An 11,444-nucleotide genomic window follows, 5' to 3' on the forward strand; every position below is an offset into this window, starting at 1 on the left:
TTTCGGTTATTTTATGCTATTCTAATACTTAAGCATTTATTCAGTCTGCTATGGTTCAAACTGATCCCCCACGTTCCCCAAAAGAAGTCCTACCGACGATGTATGACCTCAAAAGTGAAGACCCGGAGGAACCCGGTTTGCCCGACGAATTCCATGATTTACAACCCGAATTATTGAGAATAACGTTTCATCCCCCCGGTTATTCTCCCGACTCGATTTTTATTGCCAGTGACCTTAATCTCTATTATGACCCTCACCATTTGAACTGGTATAAACGCCCAGATTGGTTTGTGGTTATGGGAGTATCTCGGTTATATGAACAACGGGATTTACGCTTAAGTTATGTAACTTGGCAAGAAGGAGTAAACCCGTTTGTGGTGGTAGAATTATTATCACCGGGAACAGAAGCTGAAGATTTAGGTCAAACCTTGCGGGAAATTCATCAACCGCCGACAAAATGGGAAGTTTACGAACGAATTTTACGCATCCCTTATTATGTGGTTTTTAGTCGTTATACTAATGAATTGCGGGTATTTCAAAATAATGCCAGTCGCTATCAGGAATTAACGGTTTCAAATTCACGGGTTTGGATGCCAGAATTAGAATTAGGTTTAGGATTATGGCAAGGATATTATCAAGGAATTGCAGGATGTTGGTTGCGTTGGTATGATCAAAATCAGAATTGGATACCAACACCGACAGAACAAATAGAACAGGAACGTTTAAGGACAGAACAGGAGCGTTTAAGAGCAGAAAAAGAACGACAAAAAGTTGAAGAATTAGAAGCCCTATTGCAGCGTTATCGAGAACAATATGGCGATTTATCCTAATAATTATAGAGACGTACCCCCTAATAATTGTAGAGACGCGCCATGGCGCGTCTCTACAGATTTTGTAAGGGTTAGATAGGGAATCAATGTTAGAATCCGTTACGAGCCCAAACAACCATTGAAATTGAAAAAGTAAACAGCACTAACAGCGAAACCCAGCCCAGTGAGACAATATCCATAGTAATGTTTTAAAAACGTTGCACAATAACTGCACTATCGATCATAACTTGAAACGGAGCGATCGCGTGAACCTAAACTCCTCCTCAAATTTTACCGCCATAGAACGGTTAGAATCTCTCAAGGCAGGTCTTTTAGCCGGATTTTGTGTCGGACTGACCCATATTCTCCTCAGTAGCCTTAACCTGTGGCTTTGGGGACAACCGATTAATGTTTGGCTTTCCGTCCCCATCGCAGGAATTAGCGGGTTTTTATTGGGTGTCACCTATCGTTACATTATTCGCGGCGACCATAACCCCCAATTAAAATTAGGAGGAATTTTTGCCTTTGGACTGGTTCGCGGCTTGGCAGAAATTGACATCCAACTTAAAACCCAAACTTCCCTAGAAGAAATCGCTATTTTAGGAAGCGAAAGTTTATTATTATTTGGAATAGCGGGATTAATATTAGATAAAGCCTTACAAAAAGGTTGGATTAAACCCTTTGCTTAAAATTTTTCCCCCTATTCCCGGTTGCCAATTTTAACCCAAATTCAAAACCTCAAAATCCGGTTCTCCATAGGTCATATTCCGGTCAATGGCTGACAAAATCTTACCATTTGCTAAATCTGAAAATAAACAATCACAAACCAACTGACCCACATCTGCCCGATGAATCATACCTGCAACCCGATAATTTTCCGTTAATACGCCATTCCCCGTTGCGGGTTCAGATTTTAACCCCCCCGGACGAATAATCGTGTAAGTCAGTCCACTATTCATTAAATGTTGTTCTGCTTTTTCCTTTTCCACCAAAACCGATTTTAAAGTTTCCAACGCTTGAGGAGGTAACGCCACCACACTCTCCCCACTCCCAATAGAAGACACTAAAATAAACTTCCCGACCCCTGCTTTCACCGCCGCATCAATTAAATTTTTATTCCCCAAATAATCAGCCCTTTCTCCCTCTTTGGGTAAACCGCCAATGGTACTAATTACCGCAGAAATCAGTTCTGGGCCTAATAGTGCCTGTTCAACGGCCATGATATCTAAAGCATCCCCCATCACCACTTGTACCCCCATCCCTTCCAACTCTGGGCGAGTGTCCGGTGTTCTTAATAATGCTTTCACGTTTTGCTGTTGGTTTCGCAGGGATTTTGCTATTTCTCGCCCTACGCCACGACTTGCACCCGCCACAAAAATATAAGATTCACTGCTCATGGATGTTAACGATTCAACAATTCTTTCTATCTATCAATTTACTATAGCAATCCGCTCTGACAAATCAATAAAAGCTACAATCGTTTTATATTATCAATTTTTGTACGATTAAGTCCCCCTATTAACAGTTCTAGCCGTGTCCTTACAAAAATTATTTCAAATTAGCACTTCGGCGCCGCCGCCTATCCATTGTACAAATCCCGCCTGTCCCCAACCCCGGAACTCCTTGGGAAATTCCATCTGTGAAACCTGTCAAACTCCCCTAACCTATCGATATTTGTGGGCGACGGGTTCCGGGGCGGCTCAAATTCAACCGGGTCAGTTAGTGGGAAATCGCTATTATGTGACCTTTCCCCAAGTTTGGTTAGATACCAAACCCGGAGCTCCGCCGATTTTGCCCGATATGCTCTCGGAGTCCATTTTATCCTATTTATACTTACATCCTCATCGCCTGCATATTCCTGGGGTGTTTGGGGTGTATCCCTTGGGAATTCCCCCAGAAGCAACCGAAACTTTATTATTAGATAACATTCCCGTTGATAGTCGGGGTCAACTGTTCCCGACGTTAGTAGAAGCATGGCCAAAAACAAACCCCGTGCGTCAGGTGTATTGGTTATGGCAAATGCTGCAATTATGGACACCGTTAACCGAACAAGGTGCCGCCTATAGTTTATTAGTCAAAGATAATTTACGGGTGGACGGCTGGCGGGTGCGGTTGCGAGAACTGCATCAAGGCAAAGTTCAACCCACCCAACGAGATTTAGCCGAATCTTGGACAGCGTTTATTGAAACCGCCCATCCCACCATCCAATATCGGTTACAAACCCTTCATCAATTGCTGCGTCATCAAGAGGACTCGTTAAAAGAAGTGGCGAGTCAACTGAATCACTTATTAATGGAACAAGCCGCCCAATTACCCTTACATTTAGCGGTAATGGGATTAACAGATGTGGGGATTAAACGTTCCCATAATGAGGATAATTGTTATCCAAATTTTCAGGATGTACGGAATCTTTATATTTATCCGAATGATAAATTAATTCCTAATTTAAGTATTGTTTGTGATGGTGTGGGGGGTCATGATGGGGGGGAAGTAGCCAGTCAATTAGCGGTACAATCTGTTAAACCGTTAATTCATAGTTTAATGGCGGAAATTTATGCTCAAGAAGAATTAGCATCGCCAGAATTAATTATGGAACAATTGCAAGAAATTGCTCGGGTTATTAATAATGTAATTGCGGCGCAAAATAATCAACAGGGGCGAGAATTTAGACAACGGATGGGAACAACCTTAGTTATGGCGTTGCAACTCCCCCAAAAAGTCAAAACTCCAGAGGGGATTGAATTCAATAATTGCCATGAACTTTATATTGTCAATATTGGGGATAGTCGGGCTTATTGGATAACCCAGAATTCCTGTCAACAATTAACCCTGGATGATGATGTAGCAAATCGAGAAGTCCGTCAGGGTCGCTGTTTATATTGGGATGCTGCTCAACGCTCTGGTTCGGGTGCTTTAACCCAAGCGTTAGGAACTAGAGAAGCGGAATTTTTGCGCCCTATGGTGCAACGATTTATTATTGAAGAAGACGGATTATTATTATTATGTTCCGATGGATTAAGTGATAATCAACGAGTTGAACAATGTTGGCAAGATTTTTCCGCTTCGGTGTTAAATGGAGAACAATCTTTAGAATCTGCTGTACAAGGATGGATTGATGTTGCTAATGATAAAAATGGTCATGATAATGTTTCCGTTGTTTTAACTTATTGTGGGGTTTCTCCTCAAAAATTAGTGTTAGTAGAAACCATACCATTATCCACAAAACCAGAATCCCTAGAAACTGAACCAACGGAAGCATCTAAGGTTTTATTATATGGTGAATCCATTCCTGAACCGGAAATTCAACCCACACCAAAACCTGCCTCTAAATGGAAAGAACTTGCCTTTATTCTGAGTTTATTTGCCATAGTAATCTCCGCAGGTTTTGCCATTTGGTGGCAAGTCAGTCAATCTCAAATCCAATCCATTCCTGAAGAACCAAAACCCACAAATAAACGTTAGTTCTGATTCTAACTTAATTATGGTGTTCCCCCAGGCGTTCCACTTCCTAACTGAACATTAGGGGTTTGAATAATATTCCCTTGTTGACCATTCCATTTTTCCACCCGAACTCGTTCCACTCTTAAACGCTCTAATTCTAATAATTGGGGGGTAATTGAATTAGCTAATAAACGGTTTGATTCGGCTTCTGCTCTGGCTTGTTCAATGGTGACTTGAGCTTCTCCTTTGGCTTTAGCAACATTGGATGCAGCTTCTGCTTCGACTTTACGACGGTTAGATTCAGCCGTTTGAGCCGCTTGTTGTGCCGCAAATTGTTCATCAATACTCTTTTGAATTTCAGGAGGTAAACGTAAAGGATTCAATAAAGAAATATCTTGAACAATAATAATTGGAAACCGTTTTTCAGTACAATTTCTCACACCAGCTACTAATTTTTGTTGATTCATCGGTAACATGGCTGGCGTTAATTTCTGATTTTCTGCGACTTCTCCAAAACAATTTCTTAACCCATTTCTTAACTCATTGGCTCGAAATTGCTCAGGGGTTTTTCGATAGGTTTCATAAAATTGATGAAGTTTGGTTTTTGTTGTTCCTGAAAGAGCTTCTGTACTAAATCCAAAGGAAACCCCGACATCCGCAGAAACCGGACTTCCTCCCACAGAAAATACCACAGATTCATCCGTCGGGGAACCTTCTGTTGCAGCTTGAGTAAAGGGATAGGTATTAATAAATGTGGGGAAAACTACCACTTCTTCCGTATAACCATTATACCACACTCTCCCTGTAACGACTTTAGCATTTTCGATGCCTTTTTCTCCGCCATAAAGTTGTATTTTTAACCCCGCATAACCGGGTTCAACAGTGGTGACGTTGGTTCCTGGAAGAATACCACAGGAACTTAAACTGGTTCCTAAAAGAGTGGTAAATAGAATAGATGAAAAACGGGTGAATTTCATCGCTTTTTAGCTCCCTGTAATAAATCAAGGGGTGAAAAATTTAATTGAGAACAATCAGGATCATTTTTTAAGGTTTGAAATATTTCTATTTTTTCCTGAATGGAAGTTGGAGATAACTCGATAAAATTCCATATTTTTAATACTTTATATTCAGGAAAGTAAGAAATAAATATTTTTCTTGCTTGAGAAGCTCTCCAAATTTTTAATAAGCTATAAACTCCTGAACTGCTTAATAAAATAAAAACACAGAGCCACATTAAAAACCCAATAATGGGTAGATTAGAGTTTAAAAAATGAGGAGCCATTGCAATTAAAAATAGAGAAATTAAAACTTCTATTATTCCAATGACTAACCATTTTTTTAGAGGATTAGTTCTCACAACTCTCTCCCATCTCATAACTAACAGATTTGATTGTTTATCTGTCCTGTTTCACATCACTCCCTTCCTGGAACTAATACTCATATTATATGCTGTTTTTTCTAAACTTTTTTCAGGGGGATAACCGTACTTTTTAAACGCTGTTGACAAAAGATTAAAATTTGCTATAACTAGATAGAATGTGGGAAATTTGCGATCGCTATTGAAAACCAACCTAATTTGATCAATCTTTTGGCTTCCACTAGCGACAACTGATAGGTGTTGGCAACAAAGAAGGCAAAATTTAGGGCTGAAATCTTTGTCTATTCTGGGTTTGAAGTCTATCTACTTGATTAAGAGGTTGGCGCAAGTTCTGAAAGTCTTATGGGAAAGGGATTTTAGGATATTTTTATTTTTACCCCTTGTCAAGTCGATGGCTGAAATGGTATATTCTGATCAGGTTGTCGGAATCGCACCTTGAAAACTAAATATATCAAGGGTTTCAGAAGCCTGCGGTTATAATAACCATTAATCCCTATCAGGGATTGAAACCGGTTGGCAAGTTCGCAGGAGAAAGGGTCAAGGTCGGGGGTTATAATAACCATTAATCCCTATCAGGGATTGAAACTGTGATTTTCTTAATATCCTCTTCTGGCATTCGCTGTTATAATAACCATTAATCCCTATCAGGGATTGAAACCTCGATGCAACTGGACGGGTCAAACCCCAAGATTTATGTTATAATAACCATTAATCCCTATCAGGGATTGAAACGTACAGGAAACCAGAGACTTGAGACAACCACCTCAAGTTATAATAACCATTAATCCCTATCAGGGATTGAAACTTAACATATCCCAGATATAAACCTTCATATAAACTGTTATAATAACCATTAATCCCTATCAGGGATTGAAACGCGATTCTATGGCCTGGAGTTATCCCCTACGATTCCAGTTATAATAACCATTAATCCCTATCAGGGATTGAAACAGCCAAACTTTTAAGGGAGTCATCCCCCCAGTGAGAATTGTTATAATAACCATTAATCCCTATCAGGGATTGAAACGCAGCGCTGGCATGAAGGCAGCCATGGCAAGGGGTCAACATTGGTTATAATAACCATTAATCCCTATCAGGGATTGAAACATCGGGTAAATAGTAATACTATCTTTTGTGTATGCGTTATAATAACCATTAATCCCTATCAGGGATTGAAACACAATAAATGCCTCAATCTAAAAAAGGGAAATGTTATAATAACCATTAATCCCTATCAGGGATTGAAACAATTAACCTTCGTGTTCCAATTTATGAAGCCAGGTTATAATAACCATTAATCCCTATCAGGGATTGAAACAAATACTCACCCGGATGAAGGTTAGCTAAATCGCAGTTATAATAACCATTAATCCCTATCAGGGATTGAAACGGGAGTGTAGCTTTTGATGATGGCGGTATCATAGAGTTATAATAACCATTAATCCCTATCAGGGATTGAAACCTTTGGATTCATTTTGCAGTAAGATAATAGTCGTTATAATAACCATTAATCCCTATCAGGGATTGAAACGCCTGTACCTGCTGTCGCAAAAGCAGAACCCGCAGTTATAATAACCATTAATCCCTATCAGGGATTGAAACTTTGCCCTTGGTAACGGTTTCCCGTCCGTTGAAGTTATAATAACCATTAATCCCTATCAGGGATTGAAACATTGTTGTATTCCCAGTCAACGATATGTTTTTGATTAGAAGTTATAATAACCATTAATCCCTATCAGGGATTGAAACAACTTAATGTGGGTAATAGGCTTTTCAAATCTACAGTTATAATAACCATTAATCCCTATCAGGGATTGAAACAAGTATTGAGTGACCGCAAATAACGTGATTATAGGTTATAATAACCATTAATCCCTATCAGGGATTGAAACCAAGCAATTTCGGGTGATCCCAGAAAGGTGAAACTGTTATAATAACCATTAATCCCTATCAGGGATTGAAACTTCCTCAAAACCTTTAGAATCAACGCTTTTAAGTAATCCGTTATAATAACCATTAATCCCTATCAGGGATTGAAACTTAGATAAACTGGCTACGGATTGAAGAGCGTACTCGTTATAATAACCATTAATCCCTATCAGGGATTGAAACGCAAATATTAGAAAGTGGGCTATAAACCGATTGTCGAGTTATAATAACCATTAATCCCTATCAGGGATTGAAACCAGATTAATTTGTAGTACGCAAAGCAATACAACAAAAATTATAATAACCATTAATTGTATCAGTCAATAGGGACTCTTGCAATCGGGAATGGGGAATGGGGAATGGTTAAGAGTCAACACCCCTCTTTTCCACTGATCTGTTTAAGAATGTTGTGAATCATTTAATATAGTGAAATCCTGTAATAATTTATGTTTGGTTTAATGATTCATCAACAACGCTTTTCCCGATTGTTATTGAGTTTACTGATAACTTTTTCCTTGAATCCTTTCCTGTTAGTGTCTGTCGCTCGTTCTCAAACTTTAGCTTATTGTAAATTATCTGCCCAAGCGATCGCTCAAAAAGAAAGTTTACGACAAACCGCATTAACCGGAGATGCCCAGGCTATTCAAAACTATAATACCATTATAATTCAACACGCTCAACAAGTCAATCAATGTCGTCAACGAATTAACCCCAAAACTCAAGCGATATGGTTAAGATTATATCCCTGTGATGCTCGACCCGGAGAAATTGAGCGGATTTTAGATAATATTATTAATAAAGGATATAATAAAGTTTATTTAGAAGTATTTTATGATGGTCAAGTGTTGTTACCTGCTAGTAAAAATCCCACGGCTTGGCCATCAGCAATGCGATCGTCAGGAATGGAAAACCGCGATTTATTAGCAGAAACCATCCAAAAAGGAAGACAACGAGGATTAAAAATTTATGCTTGGATGTTTATGTTAAATTATGGTTATACTTATACTTTAAAACCCGATAAAAATTCAGTTTTAGCCCGCAATGGTAAAGGAGAAACAACAACAACAGCAGTGATTGACCAAACTAAAATCGACGAATATGGCGAAAGTTTTGTCAATCAAGGGTTTGTTGACCCCTATCATCCCACGGCTAGACAAGATTATTTAACCTTATTAAATACTATTTTACAACGTCGTCCCGATGGTGTTTTATTTGATTATGTTCGCTATCCCAAAGGGTTAGGAGGAGAATCCGTTGCGACCAAAGTTAAAGATTTATGGATTTATGGAGAAGCATCTCAACAAGCCTTTTTAAATCGAGCCAGTAGTCAAAAAGGCAAAGACTTAATGCAGCGATTTATACAGCAAGGATTTATTACTGAAAATGATGTAAAGGCGGTGACAGAAAAATATCCTGATGAAAAAGATAAACCTTATTGGCCAGATGAGAAACAATGGAAAACATTAGCCTCTGTTCCTAAACTAGGAGAAACTTTACAATTACAATTATGGCGGTTAAGTGTTGCCCATGCCAGACAGGGAGTTTTAGACTTTTTAGCAACCGTAACTCAACCTGTTCAAAGCCAAGGAATTCCGGCGGGAGCGGTATTTTTTCCTGAAGGAAATCGTAAAATAGGAGGGATGGGTTTTGATTCCCGAATGCAGCCTTGGGATCAATTTTCACCCTCAATTGAATGGCATCCCATGTCCTATGCTGTCTGTGGTCAAGTTAACTGTATTACAGCGCAAGTGCAGCAAGTGATTCAGCAAGCTCCCCCAGGAACTCAAGTGATTCCCGCTTTAGCCGGAGATTGGGGAAAATCCATAAAAAATCGCCCTTCTTTAGAACAACAAATGGTGAATATTTCTACAATCATTCCTCAAATTAATGCGTTTAGTCATTATGGTTATGATTGGCAAAATTTGGAAGAAACCCGACAACGAAAATTCTGTAAACAGTAAATAGGTGTTGGGTGTCAGGGAAAGGAGGAAAAGTTAGCTAAATGCGTAAAATCTGTGATCAGAATTTTTTGTGATGTAATATGAAATTCCTAAATGTTTGCTACAAATCCCCCCTGTAGAGACTAGCCATGCTTAGTCTCTACAGGGGGGTTAGGAAGAATCATCTGTAGCATCTATAATGGGATTTCATAAATTGAGATAACGATGAGTTTAGCTCATAGCTGATAAATTCCGCTATAATAGGGGTATCAATTGGAGTTAATAAAATGAAAAGTGCAGAACCTCAAGCAGGTTTAACCAGTATTATTTTAGGAATTGCCTTAGCAATATTAGCATTAATCTCCGTAAATTCTTTTGTTATTGTTAACCCGGGTCAAGCGGGAGTATTGAGTATTTTAGGAAAAGCGCAAGATGGGGTATTATTAGAAGGAATTCATTTTAAGCCCCCTTTAGTTTCTAATGTTGACATTTATGATTTAACGGTGCAGAAATTTGAAGTTCCCGCCCAAAGTTCTACTAAGGATTTACAACAATTATCAGCGAGTTTTGCCATTAACTTTAGGCTTGACCCGCTACAAGTGGTGAGAATTCGACGAGAACAGGGAACGTTACAAAATGTTGTTTCTAAAGTAGTTGCTCCCCAAACCCAAGAATCTTTTAAAATTGCAGCAGCAAAACGAACCATTGAAGAAGCGATTACGCAACGGGAATTATTGAAATCAGACTTTGATGAAGCACTGAATGAACGATTAGATAAATATGGAATCATTGTCTTAGATACCAGTGTGGTTGATTTGGCTTTTTCTCCTGAATTTGCCAAAGCCGTTGAAGAAAAACAAATTGCTGAACAACGAGCAAGACGAGCAGTTTATATTGCGAAAGAAGCAGAACAACAAGCTCAAGCTGATATTAATCGGGCAAAAGGAACGGCGGAAGCTCAACGATTATTAGCAGAAACATTGAAAGCTACAGGGGGACAATTAGTCTTACAAAAAGAAGCCATTGAAGCTTGGGAAAAGGGAGGTGCTCAAATGCCAAAAGTGTTAATTATGAATGGAGATAATAAAAGTATGGTTCCGTTTTTATTTAATTTAGGGAATCTCCCAGAAATGGGTTATGAATAATTGTTAAAACTCAGACTGTTGTGAGGGTTGATATTGCCAAATTTTGTCTCTTTGGATTATCCAGAGTTTACCTTCTACTTCTGTTTCATCTAAAGCATTAACTAGGGTATCAATTGCCTCATCCAAATCTTGTGGGGTGGGTTGAGAAGGTAAACGGATAACCACAATTCCTGAATAATTAGACGGATTATAGCGGAAAGAATTACTAAACCCTCTATCCAAAGTAATTAAACATCTTCCCTCACGATGACAAATTTCAATTAAGCTGAAATCATCCGTTGAACTTAGATTTTGACTTCTGACAGTTTCAACATCATGACCTGCTAAACGTAAACGTGATACAGCCCGAAGATTTCCTAAATTTTCATCAAGTTTGATTTTCATTTAACCACTAATTAACGAGATCTAACCGGAATTTCTACATAACAATCACGGGACATTTCAGCACCATAAGCAATACAAGCTAGAATATCTTCACGTTCTATTCCAGGGTACTCTTCTAAGAGGGATTCAATGGTAACTCCACTGGCTAAAAAATCTAAGATGAGAGAAACCCAAATTCGATGACCCCGAATGCAAGGTTTGCCAAAACAAATGTTAGGATCAATAGAAATTCGAGACAGTAAACTTGCTGGTGTCATACTTCACCTATTGTATTGGGTTTCAGTTCGACTATTATTAGGGGTCGAGGGGGGCTTTACAACCCCCGACTCCCATTCAGAACCGTGCTTGCGACTTTCACCGCACACGGCTCCTAGTCTAATTGTCTGTTATCATCAGAGTATCCATCTTCTTTTGAGTT

11 protein-coding genes and 1 CRISPR repeat array are annotated in these 11,444 nt (G+C 39.0%); of the genes, 5 read left to right on the forward strand and 6 right to left on the reverse strand.

Annotation, left to right across the window (positions count from 1 at the left end; genetic code table 11):
- Positions 1 to 50: 50 nt before the first annotated feature.
- The gene (locus H6G57_RS24300; protein WP_190523333.1) at positions 51 to 830 is read left to right on the forward strand and encodes a Uma2 family endonuclease; all 780 of its coding nucleotides are present in this window, start codon (positions 51 to 53) and stop codon (positions 828 to 830) included.
- Between the two features lie 89 nt (positions 831 to 919).
- Here the strand turns inward: H6G57_RS24300 and petN are convergent, their stop codons facing one another.
- Complete coding sequence (gene petN / locus H6G57_RS29505; RefSeq protein ID WP_071782645.1) at positions 920 to 1,009, reverse strand: cytochrome b6-f complex subunit PetN; 90 nt, start codon at positions 1,007 to 1,009, stop codon at positions 920 to 922.
- A gap of 66 nt (positions 1,010 to 1,075) precedes the next feature.
- Here petN and H6G57_RS24310 point away from each other — a divergent pair, with 66 nt between their 5' ends.
- Positions 1,076 to 1,498 (forward strand): hypothetical protein, encoded by a 423-nt coding sequence (locus H6G57_RS24310; protein WP_190523335.1) that lies wholly within the window; start codon positions 1,076 to 1,078, stop codon positions 1,496 to 1,498.
- A 30-nt stretch (positions 1,499 to 1,528) separates the two neighbouring features.
- Here the strand turns inward: H6G57_RS24310 and H6G57_RS24315 are convergent, their stop codons facing one another.
- The gene (locus tag H6G57_RS24315) at positions 1,529 to 2,206 is read right to left on the reverse strand and encodes an SDR family oxidoreductase (protein WP_190523337.1); all 678 of its coding nucleotides are present in this window, start codon (positions 2,204 to 2,206) and stop codon (positions 1,529 to 1,531) included.
- A 136-nt stretch (positions 2,207 to 2,342) separates the two neighbouring features.
- Between H6G57_RS24315 and H6G57_RS24320 the strand changes: the two genes are divergently transcribed.
- Positions 2,343 to 4,271: a protein phosphatase 2C domain-containing protein gene (locus H6G57_RS24320; RefSeq protein ID WP_190523340.1), complete on the forward strand. Its 1,929-nt coding sequence runs from the start codon at positions 2,343 to 2,345 to the stop codon at positions 4,269 to 4,271.
- 17 nt (positions 4,272 to 4,288) lie between these two features.
- Here the strand turns inward: H6G57_RS24320 and H6G57_RS24325 are convergent, their stop codons facing one another.
- A complete protein-coding gene (locus tag H6G57_RS24325) occupies positions 4,289 to 5,227 on the reverse strand; it encodes an SPFH domain-containing protein (protein ID WP_190523342.1) in 939 nt (312 codons plus the stop codon).
- The gene (locus tag H6G57_RS24330; protein ID WP_190523344.1) at positions 5,224 to 5,607 is read right to left on the reverse strand and encodes a hypothetical protein; all 384 of its coding nucleotides are present in this window, start codon (positions 5,605 to 5,607) and stop codon (positions 5,224 to 5,226) included. Before H6G57_RS24330 ends, H6G57_RS24325 begins: the two co-directional genes overlap by 4 nt.
- Positions 5,608 to 6,101: 494 nt before the next feature.
- Positions 6,102 to 7,888: a CRISPR direct-repeat array (repeat unit 37 nt; unit sequence GTTATAATAACCATTAATCCCTATCAGGGATTGAAAC).
- 115 nt (positions 7,889 to 8,003) lie between these two features.
- Here H6G57_RS24330 and H6G57_RS24335 point away from each other — a divergent pair.
- Complete coding sequence (locus tag H6G57_RS24335) at positions 8,004 to 9,518, forward strand: family 10 glycosylhydrolase (protein WP_190523346.1); 1,515 nt, start codon at positions 8,004 to 8,006, stop codon at positions 9,516 to 9,518.
- A gap of 266 nt (positions 9,519 to 9,784) precedes the next feature.
- On the forward strand, positions 9,785 to 10,642 hold the full coding sequence (locus tag H6G57_RS24340) for a prohibitin family protein (protein WP_190523348.1): 858 nt from the start codon (positions 9,785 to 9,787) through the stop codon (positions 10,640 to 10,642).
- Positions 10,643 to 10,645: 3 nt separating this feature from the next.
- Here H6G57_RS24340 and H6G57_RS24345 read toward each other — a convergent pair whose 3' ends face one another.
- Both H6G57_RS24345 and H6G57_RS24350 read right to left on the reverse strand, forming a co-directional pair.
- Positions 10,646 to 11,026, reverse strand: a complete 381-nt coding sequence (locus H6G57_RS24345; RefSeq protein ID WP_190523350.1) for a DUF5615 family PIN-like protein — start codon at positions 11,024 to 11,026, stop codon at positions 10,646 to 10,648.
- Positions 11,027 to 11,037: 11 nt separating this feature from the next.
- The gene (locus tag H6G57_RS24350; protein ID WP_190523353.1) at positions 11,038 to 11,283 is read right to left on the reverse strand and encodes a DUF433 domain-containing protein; all 246 of its coding nucleotides are present in this window, start codon (positions 11,281 to 11,283) and stop codon (positions 11,038 to 11,040) included.
- Between the last annotated feature and the right edge of the window lie 161 nt (positions 11,284 to 11,444).

It is taken from the genome of Planktothrix sp. FACHB-1365 (genome assembly GCF_014697575.1).
Lineage (GTDB): Bacteria > Cyanobacteriota > Cyanobacteriia > Cyanobacteriales > Microcoleaceae > Planktothrix.

What these genes read in the sequence shown, in the direction of transcription:
- H6G57_RS24300 (WP_190523333.1), top strand. Translation starts at nt 51, where the DNA reads ATGGTTCAAACTGATCCCCCACGTTCCCCAAAAGAAGTCCTACCGACG.
- petN (WP_071782645.1), bottom strand. Translation starts at nt 1,009, where the DNA reads ATGGATATTGTCTCACTGGGCTGGGTTTCGCTGTTAGTGCTGTTTACT.
- H6G57_RS24315 (WP_190523337.1), bottom strand. Translation starts at nt 2,206, where the DNA reads ATGAGCAGTGAATCTTATATTTTTGTGGCGGGTGCAAGTCGTGGCGTA.
- H6G57_RS24325 (WP_190523342.1), bottom strand. Translation starts at nt 5,227, where the DNA reads ATGAAATTCACCCGTTTTTCATCTATTCTATTTACCACTCTTTTAGGA.
- H6G57_RS24335 (WP_190523346.1), top strand. Translation starts at nt 8,004, where the DNA reads ATGTTTGGTTTAATGATTCATCAACAACGCTTTTCCCGATTGTTATTG.
- H6G57_RS24340 (WP_190523348.1), top strand. Translation starts at nt 9,785, where the DNA reads ATGAAAAGTGCAGAACCTCAAGCAGGTTTAACCAGTATTATTTTAGGA.
- H6G57_RS24345 (WP_190523350.1), bottom strand. Translation starts at nt 11,026, where the DNA reads ATGAAAATCAAACTTGATGAAAATTTAGGAAATCTTCGGGCTGTATCA.
- H6G57_RS24350 (WP_190523353.1), bottom strand. Translation starts at nt 11,283, where the DNA reads ATGACACCAGCAAGTTTACTGTCTCGAATTTCTATTGATCCTAACATT.